The following is a 26,017-nucleotide window of genomic DNA, read 5'->3' as shown; positions in this document are numbered from 1 at the left end:
CAGCAGCAGGAGGAGAGCTCAGGTGAGCACGAACGACGGCCCAGGCGTTCCGCCGGAGCAGTCCCCGGAGCGGACCTCCGTCTTCCGGGCGGACTTCCTCCAGGAGATGGAAGGCGGCGCCGAGGCGCCCGCACAGGAGCCGGCCGTTGCCGGTGTTGACGCCCTTCCCGCCGGTTCCGCGCTGCTCGTGGTCAAGCGCGGTCCGAACGCCGGTTCCCGGTTCCTGCTGGACCGAGACACGACGAGCGCCGGGCGCCACCCCGACAGCGACATCTTCCTGGACGACGTGACGGTCTCGCGCCGGCACGCCGAGTTCCGCCGGGAGAGCGGCGAGTTCGTCGTCATCGACGTGGGCAGCCTCAACGGCACCTACGTCAACCGCGAGCCGGTCGACCAGGCCGTCCTCGCGAACGGTGACGAGGTCCAGATCGGCAAGTTCCGCCTCGTCTTCCTGACGGGTCCTGGCTCCGCGGGAGCCTGACGCGTGACGGCCGGGCGGCCACAACGCGGGGACTCGAGCATCGGAGCTGTGCTCGCACAGCTTCGTCCCGAGTTCCCCGACGTCACCATCTCCAAGATCCGCTTCCTGGAAGCGGAGGGGCTGGTCCGCCCGGCACGCACCGCCTCCGGCTACCGCCAGTTCAGCGTGGCGGACGTCGAGAGGTTGCGGTTCGTGCTGTCCGCACAACGGGACAGGTACTTACCGCTCAAGGTGATCCGCGAGCAGCTCGCCGCCGTCCCGGAGGACGCGGCGTCGGTCTCCCGGATCGAACTGCTGACCCAGACCGGAACCAGCGCCGACCAGCTGTCCCAGCTGGAGCGCGACGGTCTGCTGCGTCCCGGCCCCGGTGGCCGGTTCACCACCGACGACATCACAGCGCTCCGCACGATCCGGCTGATGACCGGTCTCGGCGTCGAGCGCGAACACCTGCGCGCGGTCCGCGCGGCAGCGGATCACGAGGTCGTCGTGCTGAACTCGTTCTCAGATCCTGAGACGGTGCGGGAATTGGCTGACCTCTTCACCTCGTTGCACACGTTGTTGGTGAGAGCAGGGTTGCGGCAATCATCTTGATCACGTTCTGCCCGCAACGATTGAGCACACGGCCCGCTTGGCGGGTAGCGTCGAACGCATACGCCGGGGGATGCTCGGAGACGAACCGGGTACTCCCCAACGAGTCAGAGGGAGGCGAGACCCGATGAGTGAGATGCGCGTCGTGGGCGTCCGGGTGGAGCTGCCCCAGAACCAGCCGATCCTCCTGCTGCGGGAAACCGAGGGCGAGCGGTACCTGCCGATCTGGATCGGATCCGTCGAGGCCACGGCGATCGCGCTCGAGCAGCAGGGCGTGCGTCCCGCGCGTCCGCTCACCCACGACCTGTTGAAGGACGTCATCGGGGCGCTGGGACGCAACCTGGAGCAGGTGCGGATCACCGACCTGCAGGAGGGCACGTTCTTCGCGGAGCTCGTGTTCGACGGCGACGTGCGGGTGTCCGCGCGGCCGTCCGACTCGGTGGCGCTGGCGTTGCGGGTCGGCGTGCCGATCCACGCCGAGGAGGCCGTGCTCGCCGAGGCCGGCCTGATCATCCCGGACGAGCAGGAGGACGAGGTGGAGAAGTTCCGCGAGTTCCTCGACTCGGTCTCCCCCGAGGACTTCAGGGGCGCGGACACCTGAGTTTCCGGGTGTGTCGCACTGCGTCTCGTTAGGGCACGAGGCAGTTCGTTTGGACGTCCCTCCATCGGACTACTTACGGTCGTTTTGACCGCTAAACGATCACTAAACGTCACCTGAACGTGCTAGTTCGGGTGACGGTGTGACTCTCCACCTGAGGTTGAGGGTCGACACTCCCCGCGCGTCGCGTTGACCTGCCCTCGGACCGGTCCTACCGTCGAACTCGAGTGGACGTCGCCGCGCCGTGAAAGCGGACGCGGCGGCTTGACGGTCATGAGTTTCGTGGCCGTTCCGAGGGGAGGCAGGCGTGGTCGAGGAAGCGCCCTTGAGGGCCGAATCCGGGCTGCAGGGTGAACTGTTCCCGGACTCCTCGCTGCCGGACGAGCTCGTCGGTTACCGAGGACCCGCGGCGTGTCAGGTCGCGGGCATCACGTACCGGCAGCTCGACTACTGGGCACGGACCGGGCTGGTCGCGCCGACGGTGCGGATGGCGCACGGCTCCGGCAGCCAGAGGCTGTACTCCTTCAAGGACATCCTGGTCCTCAAGGTCGTGAAGCGGCTGCTGGACACCGGTGTCTCGTTGCAGAACATCAGGGTGGCGGTCGACCACCTGCGCCGACGCGGCGTGCAGGACCTGGCGAAGATCACCCTGTTCTCCGACGGCACCACCGTCTACGAGTGCACCTCACCGGAAGAGGTCGTTGATCTGCTGCAGGGCGGTCAGGGCGTGTTCGGCATCGCGGTGAGCGGTGCGATGCGCGAGATCTCCGGCACGATCCACGAGTTCCCGGCCGAACGAGCGGACGGCGTCGAGATCGCCCCGATGACCGAGGACGAGCTGACCCGCCGCCGTCGCGAGCGCGCCACCGGCTGACCGGCCCGACGACCGTGGCCGACTGGCGCCGTGGGATGGCCGGTCGGCAGAAGCGAGCGGAACCGCTGCGCCCCTAGCGTTCTCCGCATGACGCACACCCCCTCCTATCAGGTCGTGAAGGTGCTGGAAGCGGCGGCGCAGCGCGCGGTGCGGCTGGAGTTCGGCTTCGTCGGCACCGAGAACCTGCTGATCTCGCTGATCGACACCACCGGGCCCGGCCGCAAGCTCGGCGTGAAGTCGCTGCGGGCCCAGGCGATGGCGCGGGGGACCGAGACCTGGGCCGACGACGACGGCGGTGTCGTTCCCGAGGCTCATCCGGACGTCACGGCGTTGCTGAACGTCTCCTGCGACCGCCTCGCCCTGGAGACCGTGCCGCCCGTCAGCCGTGCGCTGCACGAGTGCCTGCTCGCGGCGTTCGCCCAGGCCGGCGACGGCGTGCTGACCACGACCCACCTCTCGCTCGCGTTGCTGAAGCAGCGTTCCGGACGTGCCGCCGACCTGTTCCTGCTGCGCGGAGTGGACGTCGAGGCGACGGCCGCCGCCGTACGAGCCGATGCCGCGCGACCCCACGCCGAGGTCGAGGAGGCGAGGGCCGTCCGGTTGCTGCGCAAGGCGGGCGCGCTCGAAGGGGACGCCGGCGGCGGGTACGTGCGCTGGCTGATGCGCCTGGTCGCGAAGGGTCAGGGACTGGGCGGCCCGCTGCTGACCGTCGTGCGCGCCGAGGCCCAGCTCCTCGCCGTGGCCGCGAAGCGCGACTTCTCGTCCCGCGACCTCGTGGAGGCGGTGCTGACGGTCGACCACCACCTGAAGGTCGCGGGCCGCAGGCTCAAGCCGGAGTTCGAGTCGGACGGCGCGGCGGCGTTGCGCGAGGCCGGAGTGGACCCGGCGGCGTTGCCGGAAGGCGGTTCGGTCGACCGCGCGGTGGAACGCGCGAAGCTCGTCGCGGCCCGGCGCGGTGACGCCATCGTGAGCACCCGGCACCTGCTCGCGGCGGTGCGCGACGACCCGGCGGACCCCGTCGCGGGAGCGCTCGCCGGTCTCGCCACTGAGACGTAGGTCGCGTCCCTAGCGACTACCCGGGCTGCCTGCGGGTATTCTTCTCGGGTAGTCGCTGAACTCAGGCGGGAGAGACCGGGTCACGAGCCCGGCGCCGAAGGAGCAAGTCCCTCCCCGGGAACCTCTCAGGCATCCAGGACCGCCAGAGCGAGACGCCTCTGGAAAGTGGACTCCCGCAAGGGAATCCCGCCGACGGTGAAAGCCCGTTCTCGCAACGGGTGAACCTCTCAGGCGCCCCAGCCGGGGTACGGACAGAGCGGGGAGGGCACAGGACCAGTGTGCCCGCAGCCACCCCCGGAGGCGTTAGATGACGCAGGACCGCATTCCGCTCGCCGCTCTCGAGCACGGCACCCCGTTCGCCGACCGCCACGTCGGTCCGCGCCCCGCCGAACTCGCGCGCATCCTCGACGTCATCGGCGTCGGATCGCTGGAGGAACTGGCGCAGCACGCGGTTCCGTCGTCCATCCACGAACGCGACCTCGTGCTGGACCTGCCCGCGCCGGCCACCGAGACCGAGGCGCTCGCGGAGCTGCGTGAGCTCGCGTCGCAGAACCGCCCGATGACGCAGATGATCGGCCTCGGCTACTACGACACCGTGACGCCGGGCGTGATCCTGCGCAACGTGCTCGAAAGCCCCGCCTGGTACACGGCCTACACGCCGTACCAGCCGGAGATCTCGCAGGGCCGCCTCGAAGCGCTGCTGAACTTCCAGACGATGGTGGGCGACCTGACGGGCCTGCCGACCGCGAACGCGTCCATGCTGGACGAGTCGACCGCCGCCGCCGAGGCGATGACGCTCGTGCGCCGCGCCGGCAAGTCCAAGTCGAACAAGTTCGTCGTCGACGCCGACACGCTGCCGCAGACGCTGGCCGTGATCGAGACGCGCGCCGAGCCGCTCGGCATCGAGATCGTCGTCGCCGACCTGTCGCAGGGCATCGAGGGCCTGGGCCTCGGTGGCGACTTCTACGGCGTGCTGCTGTCCTACCCCGGCGCGTCCGGTGTGGTGCGCGACCAGGCCGGTCTGATCGAGGAGATCCACGCCGCGGGCGCGCAGGCCGTGGTCGTCGCCGACCTTCTCGCGCTGACCCTGCTGCGCGCTCCGGGTGAGATCGGCGCGGACGTCGTCGTCGGCACCACGCAGCGCTTCGGCGTGCCGATCGGCTTCGGCGGCCCGCACGCCGGGTACATGGCCGTCCGGTCCGGTCTGGAGCGTCAGCTGCCCGGCCGTCTCGTCGGTGTCTCCGTCGACGCGGACGGCTCGCTGGCCTACCGCCTCGCGTTGCAGACGCGCGAGCAGCACATCCGCCGCGAGAAGGCCACGTCCAACATCTGCACCGCTCAGGTGCTGCTGGCCGTGATCGCGTCCATGTACGCCGTCTACCACGGCCCCGAGGGCCTGCGCGCCATCGCGACCCGCGTGCACCGCCTGGCCACCGTGCTCGCCACGGGCCTGTGCGAGGCCGGTCTGGACGTCGTGCACGGCGAGTTCTTCGACACCGTCGAGGTCCGCGTTCCCGGTGAGGCCGCCGCCGTCGTCGAGAAGGCCCGCGCGGCCGGCATCAACCTGCGTCTCGTCGACGCCGACGTCGTCGCCATCGCGTGCGACGAGAAGACCACGCGCGCGCACATCATCGCCGTGTGGGAGGCGTTCGGCGTCACCAAGGCCGACGTGGACGCCATCGACGCCGACACCGCCGACGGCATCCCGGCCGACCTGCGCCGCACCTCGGACTACCTGACCCACCCGGTCTTCCACGCGCACCGCTCCGAGACGGCCCTGCTGCGCTACCTGCGCGCGTTGTCCGACAAGGACGTCGCCCTGGACCGCAGCATGATCCCGCTCGGCTCCTGCACGATGAAGCTGAACGCCACCGCGGAGATGGAGTCCATCACGTGGCCGGAGTTCTCGGGCCTGCACCCGTTCGCGCCCGTCGAGGACGCGCGCGGCATGCTGAAGATCGTGTCGGACCTGGAGGCCTGGCTCGCCGAGGTCACCGGCTACGACGCCGTCTCGCTGCAGCCCAACGCCGGTTCGCAGGGTGAGTTCGCCGGTCTGCTCGCCATCCGCGCGTACCACCGCGCCAACGGCAACGCCGCCCGCGACGTCTGCCTGATCCCGTCGTCCGCCCACGGCACCAACGCCGCGTCCGCCGTCATGGCCGGCATGCGCGTCGTCGTCGTGAAGTGCGACGACAAGGGCAACATCGACATGGGCCACCTGCGCACCACGGTCGCCGAGCACGCCGACGACCTGGCCGCGATCATGATCACCTACCCGTCGACCCACGGCGTGTACGAGGACACCGTCCGCGAGGTCTGCGGCCTGGTCCACGACGCGGGCGGCCAGGTGTACGTCGACGGCGCGAACCTCAACGCCCTCATCGGGTTGGCGAGGTACGGCAAGTTCGGCTCGGACGTCTCGCACCTGAACCTGCACAAGACGTTCTGCATCCCGCACGGCGGCGGCGGCCCCGGCGTCGGCCCGATCGGCGTCCGCGAGCACCTCGCGCCGTTCCTGCCGAACCACCCGCTGCAGCCCACCGCGGGCCCGGCCACCGGCGTCGGCCCGATCTCCGCGGCCCCGTGGGGTTCCGCGTCGATCCTGCCGATCTCGTGGGCGTACGTGCGCATGATGGGCGGCGACGGCCTGCGCCGCGCGACCCTGACGGCCGTGGCCGCCGCGAACTACGTGGCACGGCGCCTGGACGAGCACTACCCGGTCCTCTACACCGGCGAGGGCGGCTTCGTGGCCCACGAGTGCATCCTCGACCTGCGCCCGATCACCAAGGCCACCGGCGTGACGGTGGACGACGTCGCGAAGCGCCTCGCCGACTACGGCCTGCACGCCCCGACCATGTCGTTTCCGGTCGCCGGCACGCTGATGGTCGAGCCGACCGAGTCCGAGGACCTGGGCGAGATCGACAGGTTCATCAACGCCATGATCGCCATCAAGCACGAGATCGACCGCGTCGGCGCCGGCGAGTGGCCCGTCGAGGACAACCCGCTGCGCAACGCCCCGCACACCGCGGCCTGCGTGACCGTCGGCGAGTGGAACCACCCGTACACCCGCGAGGAGGCCGTCTTCCCCGCCGGCCAGAGCGCGACCCCGAAGATCTGGCCGCCGGTCCGCCGCATCGACGGCGCGAAGGGCGACCGCAACCTGGTCTGCTCCTGCCCGCCGCTTGAGGCGTACAGCAGCTGATCGAGGGCTTTCAGGCCCCGACGGGACAGGCGTCGTCGCCGCAGTTCTCGTCGGGGCTCAGGCCCGGCTTCGCCAGGTCGTGCTCGAACGCGAAGTGGAAGCAGTCCGGGTGCATCCGCTCGAACAGCGCGAAGTCCTCGGCCTCCAGCTCGACCGTCTCACCACAACGCTGGCACGTCTGTTCGTCCGACACGGTGCAGATCGTCTCACCCGCGCCGGGCGAACAGGATCGCGCCGTCCTCTCCGAGCAGCCACCGCGCCTCGACGGTGAACCCGGCGTCCCGCAGCCACTGCGCCACCCGGTCCGGAGGGCGCAGGTGCACGTTCACCTGCATCGGGTGCCCGCCGTAGCCCTGCGTCTTGAGGTTCGTGCGGTCACCGACGTGGAAACCCAGCTGCAGCAACCCGTCCGGCCGCAACGCGTCGTGGAAGTGCCCGAGCACGACGGGCACGAGCTCGTCCGGCACGTGGATCAGCGACCACCAGGCGAGGATCCCGCCGACCGGTCCGGGCAGCGGGTCCGTCATCGACCCCACCTCGAACCGCAGCTCGGGGTGGTTGCGCCGGGCGAGCGCGATCATCGCGGGGGAGAGGTCGATCCCGGACGCGTCGGCCCCGAGGTCGTTCAGCCGCGCGGTGATGTCACCGGGCCCGCAACCGACGTCGAGGACCGGCCCGCTCACCTCCTCGGCGAACAAGCGCAGCGCCGCCCGCAGGTGGGGCAGACCGGCCAGCAGGTCACGAGTGAGTTCGGCATAGCTGGCGGCAACGGTGTCGTAGGAGTCGCGGGTGTCGGCGAGCCACTCGGTCACGCGGGAAAGCTACTCCTCGAACGGCTCCGGGCGGTGCCGTCCGAACAACGCCAGCGCGGAGATCCACACGTCCGGATCCCCGTCCCAGTCCATCGCCTTGATCTGGTCCGCGGACCGCCGCCCGCCGATGGCCCGCACCAGCTCGAACGACGTCGTCCGCAACGTCCCCGCCGGGTCGCCGTGGCCGAGCACGCGGTCGCCGTGCTCCAGCGTGATCCGCAGCGCAGGCACGTCGTTCTCCCGCATGCGCTTGTCGAGCTCCTGCAACGGCCGCACCAGCGCCGCCCGCACTTCGACGCCGTCCCGGTGACCAGGAACCCCCAGTGCCGCACGGAGATCGTGCTCGTGCGCCACCACCTCGGACACCAGCACCGGCCCCATCGGCGTGTCGAACAACGGCCGGGCCAGGTCCAGGTTCGCGTCCCACTCGGCGAAGGCGTCGGACAGCGAGTTGTCGCGGCGGTCGCGCACCTGCCGTTCGCCCCACTCGCCGGACTCGACACCGTCGAACCGGCGGTCCACGAAGTCGCGCAGACCGCCGGCGAGGTGCGCCACCACGTCCTTGACCGACCAGCCGGGCGTCGCCGCCACGGGCGTCTGCGGGTCACGGCCCTCGACGAGCGAGGTGATCCGCTGCTTGGCCGCGTCGTAGATGGGGGCGTTGGTCATGGTCAGACCTCGTACTCCAGGGTGTAGGTGCCGCTGCCATCCTCCGCCCAGTCGATCGTCACCGCACCTCGCGCGTTCAGGTACCTGCCGGTGCCGTCGACGACCTCGGTGGAACCCTCCACAGCGGACCGGTAGGCGCCGACGTGCCGCAGTACCAGCGTGCCCTCGTCGGTCACGACCTCCTCGATCGCGGTCGTCCACGCCACGTCGTCGCCGTAGTACATGAGGTACCGGCAGCTGCCGACGCCGCTCACGTCACCCGTGTACGAGAACTGGACGTGCGCCTCGGTGAGCTTGCGCCCCTCGACCTCCTTGTAGGACCGGCCGTCCCAGGTCTTCTCGTCCCAGCTCTTCACTTCGATGGTTCCGGTTGCCTTCATGACCGTCACTCTGCTGGCAATTCCTGACAGATCGTGTCAGGTTTGCTCCATGAAATCCGGCAGGCTCCTCCAGGTCCTCCTGCTCCTGCAGTCCAGGGGCCGGATGACGGCCGACGAACTGGCCGAGGAGCTGGAGGTCTCGCCCCGCACCATCTACCGCGACATCGAGTCCCTCTCAGCGTCCGGCGTCCCCGTCTACGCCGACCGCGGCCCGGCCGGCGGGTACCAGCTGGTCGACGGCTACCGCACCCGGCTCACCGGCCTCACCACCGGCGAGGCGCGGTCGCTGTTCCTCGCGGGCCTCCCCGGACCGGCGGAGGCACTGGGGCTGGGGGAGTTCGCGGCCGCCGCCCAGCTCAAGCTCCTCGCCGCGCTGCCGACCGAACTGCGTTCCCGCGCCGAGCAGATCCGCAGGCGGTTCCACCTCGACACCCCGACGTGGTTCCGCGGCGACGAACCCACCGAGCACCTCGCCACGATCGCCGACGCCGTCTGGGAGCAGCGCCGCGTGCGGATGACCTACCAGCGGTGGGGCAACGAGGTCGTCGAACGCGAGGTCGACCCGTACGGGCTCGTGCTGAAGGCGGGCACCTGGTACTTCGTCGGCAGCGGCCGCACCTACCGCGTGTCCCGCGTGCTGACGCTGCAGGCCCTGCCCGAGACGTTCGACCGTCCGGAGGACTTCGACCTCGCGCGCTTCTGGGCCGACTGGTCGGAGCGGTTCGAGGCGCGCATGTACGGCGAACGCGTCACCGTGCGCATGACGCGGTCCGGGCTGGACAAGACCCAGTACCTGCTCAGCGGCTACCAGGCACGCGTGATCCGGGAGCTGGCGCCCGAACCCGGTGAGGAGTTCGGCTTCCCCACCGAGTCGACCAGGCACGCCACGGCTGACCTGCTCAAATTCGGTGCGGACGTGGAAGTCCTGGCACCAAACGAGTTCCGGCGTGAACTGGCCGACATCATCAAGGCGATGCAGGACGTCTACAACGGTGCGAAGCTACCCGCATGGTTCCGCTGATCTCGTTGAACAACGGAGTACGGATCCCTCAACTCGGCTTCGGCGTCTACCAGGTGCCGGAGGACCAGGTGGCCGGTGCGGTCACGACGGCGATCGAGGCCGGTTACCGCAGCATCGACACGGCCGCGGCCTACGGCAACGAGTCCGGTGTCGGCGACGCGATCGCCGGCGTCCCCGGCCTGTTCGTCACCACCAAGCTGCGCAACGCCGACCAGGGCTACGACTCGGCGCTGCGGGCGTTCGACGAGAGCATGCGCCGCCTGCGTCTCGACGTGCTCGACCTCTACCTCATCCACTGGCCGACCCCGAAGCGCGACCTCTACGCCGAGAGCTGGCGCGCGTTGGAGCAGCTGTACGCCGACGGCCGGGTGCGCGCGATCGGCGTCTCGAACTTCCACACCCCGCACCTGCAGCGCCTGTTCGACGAGTTCCCGACCACTCCGGCGGTGAACCAGATCGAGCTGCATCCGTTGCTGCAGCAGGAAGAGATGCGCAAGGTGCACGTCACGCACCGCATCGTCACCGAGGCGTGGTCACCGCTCGCCCAGGGCAGGTTGCTGCGCGAGCCCGACCTCGTCGGCCTGGCCGACAAGTACGGCAAGACGCCGGCGCAGATCGTGCTGCGCTGGCACGTCCAGCTCGGCAGCGTCGTGATCCCGAAGTCCGTCACGCCCTACCGGGTCAAGGAGAACATCGACATCTTCGACTTCGAACTGGCACCCGACGACATGCTGGTGATCACCGAGCTCGACAACGGCACCCGCACCGGCCCCGACCCGGACCGCTTCAACGGGGGCTGAGCCGCGCCCCGGTCAGGCCTTGGTCGACAGGACCTGACCGAGCGCGGCCTCCACGCCGTTCTCGTTCTCCACCACCGACACCGAACCGCCGGTCGTCTGCGCGATGTCCGTCAGCGCGTCCTTGTCCACGTCACCGCCGATCGCGATGAAGCTGACCGGCAGGTCCGTCCCGTGCAGCTGCGACTTGAGGTTCTCCAGGTCGATGCCGCCGTCGGACTTGCCGTCGGTGATCACCACGACCCGGTTGACCCGCCCGGCCACGAACCCGTCGTGCGCGGTCTCGTAGCAGGCCGCCAGCGAGCTGTAGAGCTGCGAGCCCTCGGCGGTCTTGAGCGCGTCGACCGCCCTGCGCAACGCGTCGCGCTTCTCGCTGACGGCGGCGGTGGCGGCCAGTTGCTTGTACGGCTTGGACCCGTCGAGGTCGCGCGCGAACTCCCACAGGCCGAACGAGCCGGAGACCGACCGGTCGACCTGGCCGCGCAGAGCGGCTTTCACCTTGTCCAGCCGGGTTTTCATCGACGTCGAGACGTCCGTGAGCACCGTGACGACCTGCCCGCCGCGGTCGGCGGACTGCCAGGCCGACGAGATCTGCTGCGTGGTCGTGGCGTCGGCCGCGACGAGGTTCTCCGTGACGGGAGACCACGAGACACCCGGCGACGGCGACGGACGGTCCTGAGTGGACTCCACGCGCAGCCCGCCCTTCGCGAGGATCGCCTGCTGCGACGGTTCGGTCATGAAGTCGCGGAACGCCTGCGCCGCACGGACTTCCGCTTCGCCGACCTCCGTGCCGCCCAGTGCGACGTACGGGAAGTCCGCCACCGGAGCCGGTCCGGCCGGCAGCACGCCGACCAGCGGCTTCGACGGGGCCTCCTTGCCCGTGTTGTGTCGGAACAGGTCCACTTCGGACACCGGCGTGACGGAGAAGCCCGCCGCGTTGACCGTGGCGCTGTCACCCAGGCGCCGCAGCGCGTCCCGCGTCGTCGGGGGAACCTCCGGCGGCACCGCGGCCGCGAGCTTGGACAGCGCGGACTTCGAGGCGTCCGATCCGAGCGACTCCGCCGTCACGGGGCCCGCGCCGCCGGCGAGCGCCGACTGGATCGCGAGCGCGGACGCGGTGTTCGCTGCCGGGTCGGGCATCGCGACGCTGAACCGGCCCCAGGACTGGCCGTACTTCTCCCAGTCCGTCACCTCGGGCATGTCCGACCAGCGGAAGTCCTTCAGCACCGGCGCGGCGGCCTCGGGGGCGGCGAGCAGCACCGGGGAGGTGCCGACGGACTTGGGTGCCGAGCCGACCAGCTTCGCGTTCAGCGCGGAGAGGCGGTTGGCCCAGAGGGTCGAGTCGGGCAGCCACGCGTGGGGCCGCTTGCCGAGCTTCTCCTCGTCCCAGGTGGTCGTCAGGCCTTCGAGCACCGCGGAGGAGTCCGCGGACGTCACTTCGATCGCGATGCAGTGGTCGTACACGACGGGCCGGGTCGCGCTGTAGGCCTGCGCGACGTCCCGCACGGCCTCGGCGACGCTGGGCGTCACGGCCACCCGCAGCACCGAGTCGCCCTCGCTGCAGTTCTGGGCCAGCGCCTGCGAGCGCTTGTCGAGCACCCCACCGGCCCAGGACAGCGCGAGCCAGCTGAGACCAATCAGCACCACGAGCACGACGATGAGCACGGGCCACTTGGCGATTCCGCGCTTCACCTTCGCCCGCAGAGCGCGGTGTCGAGACATCGATCCCTCACAACTACTCAGCGGCCCCCGACGACCGCCAATCACGCTAACAGGTGAACTCGTTCAGCAGAGTGAAGTCACTGTAAGTATCGACTGGCAAACGAAGATGAGCCGTTCTCGCAACGGTCGCGCCCGATCGGCGAACTCCGCCTGCCGCCGGACGTACTCAGCGCGTCCCTCCGGCGTCTCGATCCGCACCGGCCCGTACCCGAGCTGCTCCAGGTCGTAGGGCGATGCCCGCATGTCGAGTTCGCGCACGTCAGCGGCCAGTTCGAAGCAGTCGGCCACCAACTCGGAGGGTGTCGCGGGTTCCATTTTATAGCCCCACTTGAACAAATCCATGTTCGCGTGCAAACAACCCGGCTGTTCGTTCGACAACTGGTCGTCACGCGTGGGCTGCAGAGCGTTGCGCGGCCGAGCGGGTGGAGTGAAGAAGCGGAACGCGTCGAAGTGCCCGCACTGGATCCGGCTCGCCTCGACCACCTCGTCGGTGCCGTCGCTGCCGAGCCGCAGCGGCCACGCGTTGTGCCGGACCTCCTCCGGCTGCTGCCGGTAGACCATGGCCCACTCGTGCAGCCCGAAGCAGCCGAGCCGTGCGGGACGGCTGAGCGTCGCCGTGAGCAGCGCCTGGACGAACTCCAGCGTCTTGGCCCGCTGCCCGAGGAAGCTGTCGACGTCGAGCGTGACGCCCTCATCGATCCGCTTGTAGTGCGGGAACTCCAGGTACTCGTCCGCGTCCTCAAGAACGACACCGGGCCCGGGATGCCACCGTTCGAGCCGCACGGGCCGATGGCTGTAGTACGTGAAGAGGAAGTCCATCACCGGGTGCTTCTCCTTGCGAAGCTTCCGTTCCTGGTGCGGACCCGTGAACCGGCGCATGCGCGCGACGTGCGCATCGCGCGATTGGTGCCATTGGGCTCGGGTCAGGACTTCCACGGGCGATTACCGTACGCGAATGGTGAAGAGCAACGCCTCCACGGTGGCCCAGTACCTCGCCGAACTGCCTGATGAGCAGCGTGCCGAGGTCGAGGCCGTGCGCGACGTGGTCCTCGCCAACCTCCCCGACGGCTACGTCGAGGCGATGGACTGGGGCCTGATCACCTACGGCGTCCCGCTGGAGGTGAGCGGCCCGACCTACAACGGCAAGCCGCTGCTCTACGTCGCCCTCGCCGCCCAGAAGCGCTACTACTCCCTCTACCTGACCACGGTGATGGAGGAGTTCGAGGAGTCGTTCAGGGCCAGGTGGGCGGAGACCGGCAAGAAGCTCGACATGGGCAAGGCCTGCGTGCGCTTCAAGCGGTCCTCCGACCTGGCCCTCGACGTCGTCGCCGACGAGGTCGCGCGCCTGTCGGTGCCGCGGTTCGTCGACTGGCACGCCGAGAACAGGGCTAAAGCGGCGGCACGAGCCCGGTGAACGTCCGCGCGCCGTTGCAGTGCGGGCACTCCCGCCCGTTGTCGACGGTCCGCGGCGCGCCGCCGATGATCGCGAGCGTCGGTGCCGCGATGTAGCTCGCGCCCCCGCACAGGTGGCACACCGTGCGCGGTTCGGGCGTGACGGCGAAGAGATCGTCCGGGTCTTCCTCGTCCTCGAACTCGTCGTCCTCGGCGAACTCGTCCTCGTCGTCGTCACTCATGCCGCCCAACCTAGTGGACCGGCTCTCCCGCACCGCTGAGCGACTCGGCGGTCGCCTCCTCGCCGCAGTGCGCGCACACGACGCGCGGCTCCAGCACGTGGCCGCACGAGTGTCGGTACACGAGCGGGAGGGGGCCCTGCGTCACGTAGTCGTCGCCCCACTCCTTGAGCATCAGGAACACGTTGTGCAGCGCCCGGCCAGTGTCGGTCAGGTGGTACTCGTGCCGCGGCGGGTGCTCGGAGTACTGGCGCTTCTCCAGCAGACCGGCGGCGACCAGCTTCTTCAGGCGCGCGGTCAGCACGTCACGGGACGCGCCGGTGTTCGCCACGATCTGGTCGAACCGCGTGTTGCCGAAGAAGACCTCGCGCAACGCCAGCAGTGACCAGCGCTCGCCCACGACCTCCAGTGCGTTCGCGACGGAGCAGCTTCGGGGTGCCATGTGACCATCCTAGCAGTGAGTTGGCAAATCCAACTAACCTCGCTAACGTGAGTTGGGAAGTCCAACTCAGGAGGTAGTCATGGGATTCAACGGTGCTGTGGTGCTGGTGACCGGGGCCAACCGCGGGCTCGGCAGGGCGTTCGCGCAGGAGTTCGTGAAGCGCGGCGCGAAGGTCTACGGCGGCGCGCGGAACACGGCGTCCGTGGTGGACGAGGGCGTGATCCCGGTGCGGCTGGACGTGACCGACGACGCGGACGTCGCCGCCGCGGCGAAGGAGCTCGGTGACGTCACGATCGTCGTGAACAACGCGGGCGTGCTCGTGCCCGACGCCGGCGTCGACGGCATCAAGGCGGAGTTCGACGTCAACTTCTACGGGATCGTCCGCACGACGGACGCGTTCGCGCCGATCCTGAAGACCAACGGCGGCGGCACGATCGTCAACGTGCTGAGCATCCTGTCGTTCGTCGGCCGTCCGGCCTGGCGCGGCTACGCGGCGACCAAGGCGGCGGCGTGGTCGCTGACGAAGTCGACCAGGGAAGCGTTGCGGGACCAGGGAACCAGGGTCGTCGCGGTGCACTCCGGCTTCATCGACACCGACATGGCGGCGGGCCAGGACGGCCCCAAGATCACCACCGAGGACCTCGTCGAGCAGGTGCTCCAGGCCGTCGAGAACGGCGACGACGAGGTCCTCGCCGACGACCGCACCCGCGCGGTGAAGGCCTCACTGGCCTCGTGAGCGCGCGTCCTCCCGCCGCAGCTCCCACACCACGTCCACCCCGACGCGCCTGCCGATCGCGGGCTCGCGCGCCGGTGTGCGGCGTTCGACCTCGGTGAACCCGAGCCGCCTCGGCACACCGCTGCTCGCCACGTTGGCCTCGTCGTGCCAGATCTGGACCCTGCGCACGCCGTCCAGCGCGAACGCGAACTCGACGAGCTCCGCGGTCGCGGCGGTGGCGTGGCCACGTCCGGTGTGCCCGGCGTGGAGCCAGTACCCGATCTCCACGAGGTCCCGCGCGCGGCGCATCGCCGTCACCACACCGACGATCGCGCCGCCGACGGTGATGGCGTGGGCGAACGCAGTTCCGCCCTCCCACTCCTCAGCGGCCTTGCGGAGGAACGCGGCGGCGATCTCCGAGCTGTAGCCGTTGGCCGCCCACGGTGACCACGGCTTCAAGTGGTCGAGCGACTCCGTGACGGCCCGGACCAGCTCCTCGCCGTCGGCCTCACTCAGCTTCCGGAGCTCCATGCCCGACTTTGTAGCGCAGGTGCGTGACGGACCTCGACTCGATTACGGGTTCAGCCGATGGGCTCGGGCAGCTTCGCCACCTCGTACTCGCAGTCGATGACGTCACCGGTGGCCGGGTCGCGCAGTTCCACGCGCCACTTCGACGCGAACTGGTCCACGCCGTGGTGCATCGGGATCGTGCCGGACAGCAGCACGGTGCCGGGGGCGAGCAGGTCCAGCTCCTTCAGCCGGTCCACCCAGTACTGCGGGGTCAGCAGCTCGGCGAGCGTGCCGCGCTGGATCTCCACGCCGTCCGCCCACGCCGTGAGCTCGATCGAGTCGATCCGGTCCGCCACGTCGGCGAGACGCCACGCCTTGCGCCCCAGCACGTCGGGCCCCGCGTTCTTGCTCCAGGCCACGCCGTGGACTTCCAGCGCGCGGTCCGTGTGGTCGCATGCGACCGTCAGAAGGACATCTGAACCTGCTTTGAAATCGTTCGGGACGACCAACGCCCACTCGGCCTCGCCCGAGGTCCGGCCGTGCTGCGCGGGGACCGAAGAAGTCTGCTGCGCGAGGTACGGCGAGACGGGGTAGAGGCTCGGCGTCACGGACGGCGCCGGCACGCCCAGCTCGGCGAGTTCGCGCACGTGAGCGGCCACGTCGTCCTGGCTGCGCCCCGCGTAGCCGCCGTTGAGCAGGGTCGTCACGGCGACCTCGGCGACAGTGCCGTCAGGCAGGTCGAAAGCCAGCGTGCCGAGGTGGGTCACAGCCTGTGTACGAGCGGTAGACATGCGGTACTCCTTGCGCATACGAGTTGTATACAGGCAGTATTACCGCATGCCGCCTGACTCAGCAACGACAGCAACGCCACAGCCGGGCACACCGGACGTACCCCGCAGCGCGCTCGTACGGGCGTTCGTCGCCTCGCTCTCCGGTACCGCCCTGGAGTGGTACGACTTCGCGATCTACAACGTCGCCGCGGCCGTTGTGCTCGGCCCGCTGTTCTTCCCGAGCGAAGAGCCGCTCACCGCGACGCTGCTCGCGTTCTCGACCTACGCCGTCGGCTACCTGTCCCGGCCGCTCGGCGGGTTCCTGTTCGGCCGGCTCGGCGACAAGATCGGCCGCAAACGCGTGCTCGTCACGACGTTGCTGATCACCGGTATCGCGACGCTGCTCATCGGCCTGCTGCCGACGCACGCCGCGATCGGCCCGGCGGCCGGTGTGCTGCTGGTGCTGCTGCGGTTCGCGCAGGGCGTCGGCCTCGGCGGCGAGTGGGGCGGCGCCGTGCTGCTGTCCAGCGAGTACGGCAACCCGAAACAGCGCGGCTTCTGGGCCTCAGCCGCCCAGATCGGGCCGCCCGCCGGCAACCTGATGGCCAACGGCGTGCTCGCGCTGCTCGGTGTGGCGCTGTCGGACGCGGCGTTCATGTCGTGGGGCTGGCGCGTGGCGTTCCTGCTGTCCGCGGTGCTCGTGATCTTCGGCCTGTGGATCCGCGTGAAGCTGGAGGAGACTCCGGTCTTCAAGGCGATCGAGGCGCGCGGCGACCGCCCGTCCGCGCCGATCAGCGAGGTGTTCCGCACGCAGACCCGTCCGCTGGTCGCCGCCGTGCTGTGCCGCGTCGGCCCGGACGTCCTCTACGCGCTGCACACCGTGTTCGTGCTGACCTACCTCACGACCCAGCTGAAGCTGCCGCGCAACGTCGGCCTCCTCGCCGTGCTGATCGCCTCGGGTTTCCAGCTGTTCCTGATGCCGCTCGCCGGCTGGCTGTCCGACAAGGTCAACCGCCGCGGCCTGTACGCGACCGCCGCGGTGCTCGGCGCCGTGTGGCCGTTCGTGCTGTTCCCGCTCATCGACACGAAGTCGTGGCCGCTGATCGTGCTCGGTGTCGTGGTGGGCCTGGCCTTCCACGCGTTCATGTACGGGCCGCAGGCCGCGTTCATCGCCGAGCAGTTCACCGAACGCCTGCGCTACACCGGCAGCTCGCTCGCCTACACCCTCGCCGGCGTGATCGGCGGCGCCATCGCCCCGTTGCTCTTCACGGCGCTGCTGGCCGGGTTCGGCACGTGGGTCGTCGTCGGCCTCTACGTGACCGTGGCCTGCGTGGTGACCCTGGTCGGCCTGTGGCTCGGCCGCGATCCGCAGCCGGAGGAGGAGATCGGGTCCGAGCTCCCCGATCAACCGTTGAGCAGCACCTTCAACGTCGTGTCCAAGTGAGCGGTGATCGCCGCCGTGGCCGCCTCGACGTCCCCGGACTCGAGCGCGGCCACGATCACGTTGTGCTCGTCGATCACGGCCTGCTGCCTGCCGTGCGCCCGGTACAACGCGACGACACCCGCGCGCACCTGCCGGGCGCGCAACCCCTCGTACGTCTTCGTCAGCAGCTCGTTGCCCGTCGCCGCGACCAGCAACGCGTGGAACTGGCGGTCGACGTCGATGAACTGCCGCGCGTCCTCGACCAGGAACCGCTGCTGCTCGACGAGCTCCTGCATCTTCCGCAACGGCACGGTGCCCTCGGCCATCGTGCGCTCGGCCGCGTACCGCTCGACGATGCCGCGCAGCTCCATCAGCTCGCCGATCTGCCGCGAGGACAACGGCGCGACGTACGCGCCCTTCTTCGGCACGAGCTGCACCAGGTCCTCGGCGGCGAGCAGCAGCAGGGCCTCGCGGATCGGCGTGCGGGAGACGCCGATCTGGTTGGCGACGTCCTGCTCGCTGATGAACCGCCCCTGCATCTCGGGGTCGGCGAGGATGGTGTCCTTGAGGAACTCGTAAGCCTTTTCCCTGCCGGACAACGAGTCTGCAGCCTGCATACAACATGTATACCAGAGGAGGATCATGCGCTTCGCGCTTTGCCAGATCAGCTCCACCGCTGATCCGCAGGAGAACCTTGCCACCGTGCGCGCCCACGTGGCCAGCGCCGCACAACAAGGTGCACGCGTCGTGCAGTTCCCGGAGGCCACTCAGTGCCGCTTCGGCGTGCCACTGGGTCCGGTCGCCGAACCCCTCGACGGCCCGTGGGCGACCGCGGTCCGCGAGATCGCCGACGAGCACGACGTCGTGGTGGTGGCCGGAATGTTCACCCCGGGCGAGGGGGAGAGGGTCGCCAACACCACGCTCGTCACGGGCGGCGGCCTGCACCTCGGCTACGACAAGATCCACCTGTTCGACGCGTTCGGCTTCCGCGAGTCCGACGGCGTGACCCCCGGCGAGAAGCCGGTGACGTTCGACGTCGACGGCACCACGATCGGCCTCGCCACCTGCTACGACGTCAGGTTCCCCGAACTCTTCCGCGGCCTCGCCACCACCGCACCGGTCATCCTGCTCGGCGCCTCCTGGGGAGCGGGCCCCGGCAAGGCCGCCCAGTGGGACCTGCTGGTCCAGGCCCGCGCCCTGGACGCCACCTCGTGGGTCCTCGCCTGCGGCCAGGCGGACCCGGACGCCGACCACGGCTCCGCCCCCACGGGAATCGGCCGCAGCGCCGTGGTCGACCCGATCGGCACCGTCCGCGAGCGCCTCGAAGGCGCCCCCGGCACGATCCTGTCCGATGTGGACGTGGACCTCGTCGAGGAAGTCCGCGCGAAGCTGCCCGTGCTCGCGAACCGGAGGCTCTGATGCGCGAGGAGCACGAGTTCTTCCCCGCAGCCTCGGTCGAGTGGCGCCCGGCGGGACAGGGCGTCACCGAACGGGTCCTGAGTCGCGACCCGGACACGTCGACCCTCACGAGGATCGCGCACTGGGAACCGGGCCTCGTGACCCACGACGTGATCCGCCACGACTACCACGAGGAGGTCTACCTGCTGGAGGGCGACCTCACCGACCTGACCCTGGGAAGCACGTTCCGGGCCGGCGACTTCACGAGCCGCCGCCCCGGAATGCCCCACGGTCCCTACCGGACGGACCACGGCTGCACGATGCTGGAGATCCGCACCGCGCCTTAGCCGCGCCGCACGTGGGTGCCGTCGCGCACGGTGCCCACGTACTCCTCCAGCAGGTCCTCCAAAGCCACCACGCCGAGCACGGTGCCGTCGGCGTTCACCGCGCGCGCCAGGTGCGACTGCGCCCGGCGCAACGCGGCCAGCGCCTCGTCCAGCCGGGCGTCCACCGGCACCTCCGGCAGACCGCGCACACGATCACGCGGCACCGAGGTGGTCTGACCCTCCAAGTCCAGCACGTCCTTGACGTGCAGATACCCGACCAGGCCGGTGTCGGCGAGCACGGGGAAGCGCGAGAACCCGGTCGCGGCGATGGCGGCCTCCATGTCCCCGACGGTCGGGAACGCGGGCACCGTCGTGAGCTTCTCCAGCGGCACCAGGACGTCGGCCACCGTGCGCTCGGCCGACGACAACGTCTGCGCGAGCCGCCGGTGCTCCGAGTCCTCCAGCAGACCCTCGGACCGCGACTGACCGATCAGCAGCGCGAGCTCGTCCGGCGTGTAGGCCGACTCCAGCTCGTCGACCGGCTCGACGTCGAACCGGCGCAGCACCCACCGGCCCACGGCGGTGAACATCGCCAGCACCGGCGCGATCATCCGCGAGAACCCGTAGTGCACGGGCACGAGCCACACCGCGGCCCGTTCGGGACCGGCGATCGCGAGGTTCTTCGGCACCATCTCGCCGAGGATCGTGTGCAGCGCGACAACGATGACCAACGCCACCGCGAACGCCACACCGTGCACCACGGCCACCGGCAGCCCTACGGCGCCGAGGGGCCCCTCCAGCACGGAAGCCAGAGCGGGTTCGGCGATCGCACCGAGCCCCAGCGAGCACAGCGTGATGCCCAGCTGCGCGCCCGCGATCAGCAACGGCAGCTCCTGCGACGCCTTGATCGCGGTGCGGGCCCGCGCGGAACCCTTGTCCGCCAACGCTTCCAGCCGGTCCCGGCGCGCGGTGATCACCGCGAACTCGGCACCGACGAAGAAGGCGTTGCCTGCCAGCAGCAAAGCGATGACGAGGAAGTTCACGAGGACACCACCCGCAGCTCGGCCACGCGGTGCTTGTCCATCCTCATGACGGTCACCCTCCACCCGTCGACGCGGATCTCGTCACCGACGTCCGGGATCCGCCCGAGCCGCGCCAGCACCAGTCCGGCCAGCGTCTCGTAGTCGCCCTCCGGCATCTGGAACCCGGTCGCGTCGGCCACCTCGTCGTCGCGCAGCAGCCCGGACACGATCCAGCTGTCCTTGCCCAGCGACCGCACCGGTGCGGCCTCACCTCGGTCGTGCTCGTCGCGCACGTCGCCGACGATCTCCTCGACCACGTCCTCCAGCGTCACCATCCCGGCAGTGCCGCCGTACTCGTCCACGACGAGTGCGGTCTGCAGCCCGGACGCGCGCAGCCGGTCGAGCAGCGCGTCGCCCTCCAGCGTCTCCGGCACCGAGTACACGGGCCGCTCCACTGCCGACAACGGCGTGGACCCGCGCAGGGCGGACGGCACGGCGAACGCCTGCTTGACGTGCACGATGCCGCTGACCTCGTCCAACGACCCGTTGTGCACCGGGAACCGCGAGAAACCCGTCTCGCGGGCCTTCAGCACGAGGTCCGCCACCGTCGCGTCCGCCCGGAGCGCCTCCACCCGCACGCGCGGCGTCATCAGCTCGCCCGCCGTCCGGTCGCCGAAGCGCAGCGACCGGTCCAGCAGCGCGGCCGTGCCCTCGTCGAGGGTGCCGTGCTCGGCCGACGTGCGGACCAGCGCGCCCAGCTCCTCCGGCGACCGCGCGGACGCCAGCTCCTCGACCGGTTCGACGCCGAAGCGCCGGACCAGCCAGTTCGCCGAGTTGTTCATCGCGTTGATCAGCCAGCGGAAGACCGTCGAGAACCCGGCCTGCAGGCTGACCACGCCCCGCGCGGTCTCCAGCGGCTTCGCGATCGCCAGGTTCTTGGGCACCAGCTCGCCGAACACCATCGACAACGCCGTGGCGATCGCCAGCGCGAGCGCCAGCGACAGCCAGTCGGCCACCGGTTCGGACACGCCGACCGCGGTGAGACCGGGCTCGATCAGGTTCGCGATCGCGGGCTCCGCGATGTAACCGGTGATCAGCGTGGTCAGCGTGATGGCGAGCTGCGCGCCGGAGAGCTGGAACGAGAGGGTGCGATGGGCGCGGTCGATGGTTCTCGCCTTCGCGTCACCGACTTCGGCGACGTGGCGTTCGACGGTGCTCCGTTCCAGCGCGGTGAGTGAGAACTCCGCCGCCACGGCGATGAAGGTGCCCGCGGTGAGCGCCACGACGGCGACCAGACCGAGCACGCTCAACAGGATTCCGGTCACCTACGTGCTCCTGAGCAGCAGGAACGTGGGACCGGGTTTATATGCCAGTCAGGGCCAGACCCCATGGGGACGGCTCAACTCCTCGTGACTAAGTACGTGAATAGCCAGACGAGTCTAATTGTGGGCAGTCGACGCCCTGAGCACCACCTCACCCGCCACACGGACGGTGCGGGCCTCGTCACCTCCGCCGTCGAGCACGAGACCTGCGGCGATCTCGCCCATCTCCTCCAACGGAAGTCGCACAGTGGACAAAGCGGGCACGGTGTCCCGCAGCGTCGGGATGTCGTCGAACCCGGCGATCGACATGTCCTCGGGCACCCGCACGCCACGTTCGCGCAGCGCGGCCATCGCGCCCATCGCCATGACGTCGGTCACGGCGAACACGCAGGTGGCGCGGGACTTCGAGCCCAGCAGCTCCATCGCGGCCGCGTACCCGCCGTCGCGGGTGAAGGCGCCGTTGATCACCACGGGAGGCGCGACGCCGGCGTCGTTCAGCCCCGCCTTGAACCCGGCGAGCCGGTCGCGGGCCACCACGAGTTCGGAGGGACCACCCAATACGGCGAACTTCTTGTGCCCGAGCTCCGCGAGCGCACGGGCGAGCGCGCGCCCTCCCGCACGATTGCCGGGCACGACCGTGTCGGTGCCGAGCTTCGCCTGCGACACGCACGCGACACGCCCGCCCTGCTCGGTGAACGCGTCGATCTCGGCCGCGAGCCGTGACTGCGCCGCACGGTCCGTGGTGCGCGAACCGGCCAGCACCACCGCACGCGCCCGATGCGCGCGCAGGGTGGAGAGCAGCTCCGCCTCACGTTCGGGACGGCGCCCGGTCGTGCCGAGGACGACGACGAGCCCTGCCTCCTCGGCCACCCGCGTCACCCCCGCCGCGATGCACGAGAAGTACGGGTCGGTGATGTCGTGGACCACCAGCCCCACCAGCGAGCTGGAGTTGCGGGCGAGCGCCTGGGCCGACGCGTTCGGCACGTAGCCGAGCTCCTCGGCGGTGCGCAGGACGCGTTCGCTCAGGTCCCCGCTCACCTGCCGGGTGCTGCCGTTGAGCACGCGAGAAGCGGTCGCCAACGACACACCCGCCTGCCTCGCCACCTCGGCGAGCGTCACCTGTCGGGCGGACACGACCACCTCCGTCAACACGCATGTGAGCGCTGAGACTAACTCGCGAGGAGGTTGACGTCCGCGAAGCACCGCGATTAGCGTGGCGGGAAAGCGCTTTCCAGCGCTGCTACCAGGGAGGTGTGATGGCGGTTCGGACCATCGGAGTGGCGGTCAACGGCGTCACGGGGCGGATGGGCTATCGCCAGCACCTGGTCCGGTCCCTGCTGCCGTTGCGCGAAGAGGGCGTGCGGTTGCAGGACGGGACCGTGCTGAAGGTGGAACCGGTCCTCGTGGGCCGCAACGCCGACAAGCTCAAGGAGATCGCCGAGCGCCACGACCTGGCGCACTGGACGACGGACCTCGACGGGGCGCTCGCCGACCCGTCCGTGGAGATCTACTTCGACTCGCAGGTCACGTCGCGGCACGTCGAGTCGATCACGAAGGCCTTGGAGGCCGGCAAGCACGTCTACACCGAGAAACCGGTCTCGGAAACGGTCGAGGAGGCGCTGCAGCTCGCGCGCCTGGCCGAGGAGAAGGGCGTGAAGCACGGTGTCGTGGCGGACAAGCTGTACCTGCCGGGCATCCGCAAGCTCAAGCGGCTGATCGACGGCGGCTTCTTCGGCCGGATCCTCAGCGTGCGCGGTGAGTTCGGCTACTGGGTCTTCGAGGGCGACTGGCAGACCGCGCAGCGCCCGAGCTGGAACTACCGGGCGGAGGACGGCGGCGGCATCGTCGCGGACATGTTCTGCCACTGGAGCTACCTGCTGCACGACCTGTTCGGCCGCGTCGAGGCGGTGACCGCGAAGGCCGTCACGCACGTCCCGACGCGCTGGGACGAGCAGAACAACGCCTACGAGGCCACCGCGGACGACGCCGCGTACGGGATCTTCGAGATCGCGAACGGCGTCATCGCCCAGATCAACTCGTCGTGGTGCGTGCGCGTGCGCCGCGACGAGCTCGTCGAGTTCCAAGTGGACGGCACCGAGGGGAGTGCGGTCGCGGGGCTGCGCGAGTGCTTCGTGCAGCCCCGCGCCGTCACGCCGAAGCCGGTCTGGAACCCGGACCTGCCGGTCACGCACCCGTTCCGCGACCAGTGGCAGCAGGTGCCGGACAACGAGGACTTCGACAACGGCTTCAAGGTGCAGTGGGCCGAGTTCCTGCGCCACGTCTACGAGGGCGCGCCGTTCCCGCACGACTTCCGCGCCGGCGCACGCGGTGTCGCTCTGGCCGCGGCCGGGCTCCAGTCCTCTTCGGAGGGTCGACGGGTGGAGATCGAAGGTGTCTAGCCGCATCGTGTTCGCCGCCGCGCACGTGGTGGCCGAAGATGAGCGCACAGTGGACTGGGACGCGACTCTCGCGTTCCGGCACCACCTGTGGTCGCACGGCCTGGGCGTCGCGGAGGCCATGGACACCGCGCAACGCGGCATGGGCCTGGACTGGCCGACGGCCGCCGAGCTCATCCGCCGCAGCGCCGCCGAGAAGGCCGGACGGATCTGCGCGGGCGTCGCGACCGACCACCTCGAAGGCGACGCGGACCTCGACGACGTGCTGAACGCCTACCTGGAGCAGCTCGACGTCGTCCAGGAGGCAGGCGCGCAGCCCGTGCTGATGTGCTCGCGCCAGCTCGCCGCCGCGGCGCGTGGTCCCGAGGACTACGAGAAGGTCTACGGCACGCTGCTCGACCGCGTCAGCGAACCGGTGGTGCTGCACTGGCTCGGCACCGCGTTCGACCCCAAGCTGGAGGGCTACTGGGGTTCCGCGGACGTTCCCCAGGCCACCGCGAACTTCCTGGAGATCATCCGCTCGCGGCCGGACAAGGTCGACGGCGTCAAGGTCTCGCTGCTCGACGCCGGCCACGAGATCGGGCTGCGCCGCGCCCTTCCCGAGGGCGTCCGCTGCTACACCGGCGACGACTTCAACTACCCGGAGCTGATCGCGGGCGACTCCGAGGGCTTCAGCCACGCGCTGCTCGGCATCTTCGACCCGATCGCACCGGTCGCGGCGCGCGCTCTGGCCAAGCTGGCGGAGGGTGACACCGACGAGTTCCACCGGATCATGGCGCCGACGGTTCCGTTGTCGCGCCATCTGTTCAGCACGCCGACGTACTACTACAAAACGGGTGTCGTGTTCCTGGCGTGGCTCGCGGGACACCAGGAACGGTTCCAACTTCTCGGTGGCCTGGAATCCGCGCGCACCGTGGAACACCTGGCCGAGGCGAAACGCCTCGCCGAGATCGCCGGCGTGATCGAACCGGAGTTCGCGGAACGGCGGTGGCAGCAGTGGCTCGCCTCTCGCTGAACCAGGCCACGATCAAACGCGCGACCGTCGCCGAGGCCGTCGAAGGCTGTGCGCGGCACGGCATCGAGTCCATCGGCCTCTGGCGCGAACCGGTCGCCGACCACGGCCTCGACCGCACCGCGAAACTCGTCGCGGACGCCGGGCTGCGCGTGTCGTCGTTGTGCCGCGGAGGGTTCCTCACGGCCACCGACAACCGCGCCGCCCTGGACGACAACCGCCGCGCGATCGACGAGGCGGCGGCGCTGCGCACCGACGTGCTCGTCATGGTCGTCGGGGGAGTGCAGCCCGACAAGGACCTCGTCGGCGCACGTCAGCGCGTCGCCGACGCCATCGCCGAACTGTCGGTGTACGCGGGGGAAGCGGGCGTGACGCTGGCACTCGAACCCATGCACCCGGTGTTCTGCGCGGACCGCGGCGTGCTGTCGACGTTGTCCCAGGCACTCGACCTGGCCGAGCAGAACACCTCTGTCGGCGTCGTTGTCGACGCGCTGCACGTGTGGTGGGACCCCGACCTGGACGCGCAGATCGTGCGCGCGGGACCGCACATCGCGTCGTACCAGGTGTGCGACTGGCTCACGCCCGTGCCCGCGGACGTGTTGCTGGGCCGCGGTTATCCGGGGGACGGCGACATCGACCTGGACCGCCTCACCAGGCACGTCGCGGCGACGGGATACGCGGGCGACGTCGAGGTCGAGATCTTCAACGCCGACATCTGGGCGGCGGACTTCGACGAGGTGATCGAGCAGGTGAAACGCGGGTACCACGACGTTGTGGAACCGGCGCTGCACTAGTCACGCGGGAAGCCGGTCGTCGACGGCGGCGACGACCGACCCCGGCGTTGGAGCCT

The 26,017-nt window shown here is 70.0% G+C and carries 30 protein-coding genes and 1 riboswitch; of the genes, 16 read left to right on the top strand and 14 right to left on the bottom strand.

Annotated elements, in window-relative coordinates:
- Positions 1–22 precede the first annotated feature (22 nt).
- The 6 genes from garA (at position 23) to gcvP (ending at position 6,799) form a co-directional block, all read left to right on the top strand.
- Positions 23–481, top strand: a complete 459-nt coding sequence (gene garA / locus ACFWN2_RS18015) for a glycogen accumulation regulator GarA (RefSeq protein WP_030476302.1) — start codon at positions 23–25, stop codon at positions 479–481.
- A 48-nt stretch (positions 482–529) separates the two neighbouring features.
- Positions 530–1,072, top strand: coding sequence for a MerR family transcriptional regulator (locus ACFWN2_RS18010; protein ID WP_382428612.1), 543 nt, complete (start codon positions 530–532; stop codon positions 1,070–1,072).
- A gap of 124 nt (positions 1,073–1,196) precedes the next feature.
- Positions 1,197–1,670, top strand: coding sequence for a bifunctional nuclease family protein (locus ACFWN2_RS18005; RefSeq protein WP_089913871.1), 474 nt, complete (start codon positions 1,197–1,199; stop codon positions 1,668–1,670).
- A gap of 304 nt (positions 1,671–1,974) precedes the next feature.
- A complete protein-coding gene (locus tag ACFWN2_RS18000) occupies positions 1,975–2,541 on the top strand; it encodes a MerR family transcriptional regulator (protein WP_382428611.1) in 567 nt (188 codons plus the stop codon).
- A gap of 87 nt (positions 2,542–2,628) precedes the next feature.
- Positions 2,629–3,597, top strand: a complete 969-nt coding sequence (locus ACFWN2_RS17995) for a Clp protease N-terminal domain-containing protein (RefSeq protein WP_382428610.1) — start codon at positions 2,629–2,631, stop codon at positions 3,595–3,597.
- Between the two features lie 56 nt (positions 3,598–3,653).
- Positions 3,654–3,749, top strand: a riboswitch (glycine riboswitch).
- 155 nt (positions 3,750–3,904) lie between these two features.
- The gene (gene gcvP, locus ACFWN2_RS17990) at positions 3,905–6,799 is read left to right on the top strand and encodes an aminomethyl-transferring glycine dehydrogenase (protein ID WP_382428609.1); all 2,895 of its coding nucleotides are present in this window, start codon (positions 3,905–3,907) and stop codon (positions 6,797–6,799) included.
- Positions 6,800–6,809: 10 nt separating this feature from the next.
- On the opposite strand, the gene ACFWN2_RS17985 is transcribed toward gcvP, so the two are convergent.
- From ACFWN2_RS17985 to ACFWN2_RS17970, 4 genes are read right to left on the bottom strand one after another with little or no spacing between them, the layout of a single operon-like run.
- Entirely contained in the window at positions 6,810–6,992 is a 183-nt protein-coding gene (locus ACFWN2_RS17985) for a hypothetical protein (RefSeq protein WP_382428608.1), read from the bottom strand.
- Between the two features lie 13 nt (positions 6,993–7,005).
- Positions 7,006–7,611, bottom strand: a complete 606-nt coding sequence (locus tag ACFWN2_RS17980) for a class I SAM-dependent DNA methyltransferase (RefSeq protein ID WP_382428607.1) — start codon at positions 7,609–7,611, stop codon at positions 7,006–7,008.
- Between the two features lie 9 nt (positions 7,612–7,620).
- A complete protein-coding gene (locus ACFWN2_RS17975; RefSeq protein WP_382428606.1) occupies positions 7,621–8,280 on the bottom strand; it encodes a maleylpyruvate isomerase family mycothiol-dependent enzyme in 660 nt (219 codons plus the stop codon).
- A 2-nt stretch (positions 8,281–8,282) separates the two neighbouring features.
- Complete coding sequence (locus tag ACFWN2_RS17970; RefSeq protein WP_382428605.1) at positions 8,283–8,660, bottom strand: DUF3224 domain-containing protein; 378 nt, start codon at positions 8,658–8,660, stop codon at positions 8,283–8,285.
- A 49-nt stretch (positions 8,661–8,709) separates the two neighbouring features.
- Here ACFWN2_RS17970 and ACFWN2_RS17965 point away from each other — a divergent pair, with 49 nt between their 5' ends.
- Entirely contained in the window at positions 8,710–9,681 is a 972-nt protein-coding gene (locus tag ACFWN2_RS17965) for a helix-turn-helix transcriptional regulator (RefSeq protein WP_382428604.1), read from the top strand.
- Complete coding sequence (locus ACFWN2_RS17960) at positions 9,669–10,481, top strand: aldo/keto reductase (RefSeq protein ID WP_382428603.1); 813 nt, start codon at positions 9,669–9,671, stop codon at positions 10,479–10,481. Before ACFWN2_RS17965 ends, ACFWN2_RS17960 begins: the two co-directional genes overlap by 13 nt.
- Positions 10,482–10,493: 12 nt before the next feature.
- Here the strand turns inward: ACFWN2_RS17960 and ACFWN2_RS17955 are convergent, their stop codons facing one another.
- Positions 10,494–12,200 (bottom strand): substrate-binding domain-containing protein, encoded by a 1,707-nt coding sequence (locus tag ACFWN2_RS17955; RefSeq protein ID WP_382428602.1) that lies wholly within the window; start codon positions 12,198–12,200, stop codon positions 10,494–10,496.
- A gap of 63 nt (positions 12,201–12,263) precedes the next feature.
- The gene (locus ACFWN2_RS17950; RefSeq protein WP_382428747.1) at positions 12,264–13,079 is read right to left on the bottom strand and encodes a 3-methyladenine DNA glycosylase; all 816 of its coding nucleotides are present in this window, start codon (positions 13,077–13,079) and stop codon (positions 12,264–12,266) included.
- 76 nt (positions 13,080–13,155) lie between these two features.
- Here ACFWN2_RS17950 and ACFWN2_RS17945 point away from each other — a divergent pair, with 76 nt between their 5' ends.
- Positions 13,156–13,614, top strand: a complete 459-nt coding sequence (locus ACFWN2_RS17945; protein WP_382428601.1) for an iron chaperone — start codon at positions 13,156–13,158, stop codon at positions 13,612–13,614.
- Here ACFWN2_RS17945 and ACFWN2_RS17940 read toward each other — a convergent pair.
- The gene (locus ACFWN2_RS17940; RefSeq protein WP_382428600.1) at positions 13,589–13,834 is read right to left on the bottom strand and encodes a hypothetical protein; all 246 of its coding nucleotides are present in this window, start codon (positions 13,832–13,834) and stop codon (positions 13,589–13,591) included. The two genes, ACFWN2_RS17945 and ACFWN2_RS17940, sit on opposite strands and share 26 nt — an antisense overlap.
- Positions 13,835–13,844: 10 nt before the next feature.
- Complete coding sequence (locus ACFWN2_RS17935) at positions 13,845–14,273, bottom strand: winged helix-turn-helix transcriptional regulator (protein ID WP_382428599.1); 429 nt, start codon at positions 14,271–14,273, stop codon at positions 13,845–13,847.
- Between the two features lie 79 nt (positions 14,274–14,352).
- Between ACFWN2_RS17935 and ACFWN2_RS17930 the strand changes: the two genes are divergently transcribed.
- Positions 14,353–15,009 (top strand): SDR family oxidoreductase, encoded by a 657-nt coding sequence (locus ACFWN2_RS17930; RefSeq protein WP_382428598.1) that lies wholly within the window; start codon positions 14,353–14,355, stop codon positions 15,007–15,009.
- Here ACFWN2_RS17930 and ACFWN2_RS17925 read toward each other — a convergent pair.
- Positions 14,995–15,519 (bottom strand): GNAT family N-acetyltransferase, encoded by a 525-nt coding sequence (locus ACFWN2_RS17925; protein ID WP_382428597.1) that lies wholly within the window; start codon positions 15,517–15,519, stop codon positions 14,995–14,997. The genes ACFWN2_RS17930 and ACFWN2_RS17925 overlap by 15 nt on opposite strands.
- Before the next feature lie 50 nt (positions 15,520–15,569).
- Positions 15,570–16,289, bottom strand: coding sequence for a DUF2848 domain-containing protein (locus tag ACFWN2_RS17920; RefSeq protein WP_382428596.1), 720 nt, complete (start codon positions 16,287–16,289; stop codon positions 15,570–15,572).
- A gap of 46 nt (positions 16,290–16,335) precedes the next feature.
- Here ACFWN2_RS17920 and ACFWN2_RS17915 point away from each other — a divergent pair, with 46 nt between their 5' ends.
- A complete protein-coding gene (locus ACFWN2_RS17915) occupies positions 16,336–17,712 on the top strand; it encodes an MFS transporter (RefSeq protein ID WP_382428595.1) in 1,377 nt (458 codons plus the stop codon).
- On the opposite strand, the gene ACFWN2_RS17910 is transcribed toward ACFWN2_RS17915, so the two are convergent.
- The gene (locus ACFWN2_RS17910) at positions 17,673–18,308 is read right to left on the bottom strand and encodes a GntR family transcriptional regulator (RefSeq protein ID WP_382428594.1); all 636 of its coding nucleotides are present in this window, start codon (positions 18,306–18,308) and stop codon (positions 17,673–17,675) included. The genes ACFWN2_RS17915 and ACFWN2_RS17910 overlap by 40 nt on opposite strands.
- Before the next feature lie 25 nt (positions 18,309–18,333).
- Between ACFWN2_RS17910 and ACFWN2_RS17905 the strand changes: the two genes are divergently transcribed.
- Positions 18,334–19,110: a carbon-nitrogen hydrolase family protein gene (locus tag ACFWN2_RS17905; protein WP_382428593.1), complete on the top strand. Its 777-nt coding sequence runs from the start codon at positions 18,334–18,336 to the stop codon at positions 19,108–19,110.
- Entirely contained in the window at positions 19,110–19,436 is a 327-nt protein-coding gene (locus ACFWN2_RS17900) for a cupin domain-containing protein (protein WP_382428592.1), read from the top strand. The genes ACFWN2_RS17905 and ACFWN2_RS17900 overlap by 1 nt, the downstream gene beginning before the upstream one ends.
- Here ACFWN2_RS17900 and ACFWN2_RS17895 read toward each other — a convergent pair.
- The 3 genes from ACFWN2_RS17895 to ACFWN2_RS17885 form a co-directional block, all read right to left on the bottom strand.
- Complete coding sequence (locus ACFWN2_RS17895) at positions 19,433–20,458, bottom strand: hemolysin family protein (RefSeq protein ID WP_382428591.1); 1,026 nt, start codon at positions 20,456–20,458, stop codon at positions 19,433–19,435. The two genes, ACFWN2_RS17900 and ACFWN2_RS17895, sit on opposite strands and share 4 nt — an antisense overlap.
- Complete coding sequence (locus tag ACFWN2_RS17890; RefSeq protein ID WP_382428590.1) at positions 20,455–21,762, bottom strand: hemolysin family protein; 1,308 nt, start codon at positions 21,760–21,762, stop codon at positions 20,455–20,457. The genes ACFWN2_RS17895 and ACFWN2_RS17890 overlap by 4 nt, the downstream gene beginning before the upstream one ends.
- Positions 21,763–21,876: 114 nt before the next feature.
- Entirely contained in the window at positions 21,877–22,893 is a 1,017-nt protein-coding gene (locus ACFWN2_RS17885) for a LacI family DNA-binding transcriptional regulator (protein WP_382428589.1), read from the bottom strand.
- Between the two features lie 122 nt (positions 22,894–23,015).
- On the opposite strand from ACFWN2_RS17885, the gene ACFWN2_RS17880 reads away from it, so the two are divergent.
- Genes ACFWN2_RS17880 through ACFWN2_RS17870 form a run of 3 tightly spaced genes read left to right on the top strand, consistent with a single transcriptional unit; the run spans position 23,016 to position 25,961 of the window.
- A complete protein-coding gene (locus ACFWN2_RS17880; protein WP_382428588.1) occupies positions 23,016–24,158 on the top strand; it encodes a Gfo/Idh/MocA family protein in 1,143 nt (380 codons plus the stop codon).
- Positions 24,151–25,170 (top strand): dihydrodipicolinate synthase family protein, encoded by a 1,020-nt coding sequence (locus ACFWN2_RS17875; RefSeq protein ID WP_382428587.1) that lies wholly within the window; start codon positions 24,151–24,153, stop codon positions 25,168–25,170. The genes ACFWN2_RS17880 and ACFWN2_RS17875 overlap by 8 nt, the downstream gene beginning before the upstream one ends.
- Entirely contained in the window at positions 25,152–25,961 is an 810-nt protein-coding gene (locus ACFWN2_RS17870; RefSeq protein ID WP_382428746.1) for a sugar phosphate isomerase/epimerase family protein, read from the top strand. Before ACFWN2_RS17875 ends, ACFWN2_RS17870 begins: the two co-directional genes overlap by 19 nt.
- Positions 25,962–26,017 lie beyond the last annotated feature (56 nt).

The sequence above is a fragment of the Lentzea sp. NPDC058436 genome, assembly GCF_042721515.1.
GTDB lineage: Bacteria > Actinomycetota > Actinomycetes > Mycobacteriales > Pseudonocardiaceae > Lentzea.
Note: the sequence above shows the minus strand (reverse complement) of the source record. Positions and strands in the feature narration are given on the sequence as shown.

Bases quoted from the DNA above. Each gene is read 5' to 3' on its own strand.
- ACFWN2_RS18005 (WP_089913871.1), top strand. From the start codon at position 1,197: ATGAGTGAGATGCGCGTCGTGGGCGTCCGGGTGGAGCTGCCCCAGAAC.
- ACFWN2_RS17995 (WP_382428610.1), top strand. From the start codon at position 2,629: ATGACGCACACCCCCTCCTATCAGGTCGTGAAGGTGCTGGAAGCGGCG.
- ACFWN2_RS17900 (WP_382428592.1), top strand. From the start codon at position 19,110: ATGCGCGAGGAGCACGAGTTCTTCCCCGCAGCCTCGGTCGAGTGGCGC.
- ACFWN2_RS17945 (WP_382428601.1), top strand. From the start codon at position 13,156: ATGGTGAAGAGCAACGCCTCCACGGTGGCCCAGTACCTCGCCGAACTG.
- ACFWN2_RS17960 (WP_382428603.1), top strand. From the start codon at position 9,669: ATGGTTCCGCTGATCTCGTTGAACAACGGAGTACGGATCCCTCAACTC.
- ACFWN2_RS17915 (WP_382428595.1), top strand. From the start codon at position 16,336: ATGCCGCCTGACTCAGCAACGACAGCAACGCCACAGCCGGGCACACCG.
- ACFWN2_RS17965 (WP_382428604.1), top strand. From the start codon at position 8,710: ATGAAATCCGGCAGGCTCCTCCAGGTCCTCCTGCTCCTGCAGTCCAGG.
- ACFWN2_RS17935 (WP_382428599.1), bottom strand. From the start codon at position 14,273: ATGGCACCCCGAAGCTGCTCCGTCGCGAACGCACTGGAGGTCGTGGGC.
- ACFWN2_RS17910 (WP_382428594.1), bottom strand. From the start codon at position 18,308: ATGCAGGCTGCAGACTCGTTGTCCGGCAGGGAAAAGGCTTACGAGTTC.
- gcvP (WP_382428609.1), top strand. From the start codon at position 3,905: ATGACGCAGGACCGCATTCCGCTCGCCGCTCTCGAGCACGGCACCCCG.
- ACFWN2_RS17950 (WP_382428747.1), bottom strand. From the start codon at position 13,079: ATGCGCCGGTTCACGGGTCCGCACCAGGAACGGAAGCTTCGCAAGGAG.
- ACFWN2_RS17955 (WP_382428602.1), bottom strand. From the start codon at position 12,200: ATGTCTCGACACCGCGCTCTGCGGGCGAAGGTGAAGCGCGGAATCGCC.
- ACFWN2_RS17925 (WP_382428597.1), bottom strand. From the start codon at position 15,519: ATGGAGCTCCGGAAGCTGAGTGAGGCCGACGGCGAGGAGCTGGTCCGG.
- ACFWN2_RS17905 (WP_382428593.1), top strand. From the start codon at position 18,334: ATGCGCTTCGCGCTTTGCCAGATCAGCTCCACCGCTGATCCGCAGGAG.
- ACFWN2_RS17930 (WP_382428598.1), top strand. From the start codon at position 14,353: ATGGGATTCAACGGTGCTGTGGTGCTGGTGACCGGGGCCAACCGCGGG.
- ACFWN2_RS17975 (WP_382428606.1), bottom strand. From the start codon at position 8,280: ATGACCAACGCCCCCATCTACGACGCGGCCAAGCAGCGGATCACCTCG.
- ACFWN2_RS17970 (WP_382428605.1), bottom strand. From the start codon at position 8,660: ATGAAGGCAACCGGAACCATCGAAGTGAAGAGCTGGGACGAGAAGACC.
- ACFWN2_RS17940 (WP_382428600.1), bottom strand. From the start codon at position 13,834: ATGAGTGACGACGACGAGGACGAGTTCGCCGAGGACGACGAGTTCGAG.
- ACFWN2_RS17880 (WP_382428588.1), top strand. From the start codon at position 23,016: ATGGCGGTTCGGACCATCGGAGTGGCGGTCAACGGCGTCACGGGGCGG.
- ACFWN2_RS17920 (WP_382428596.1), bottom strand. From the start codon at position 16,289: ATGTCTACCGCTCGTACACAGGCTGTGACCCACCTCGGCACGCTGGCT.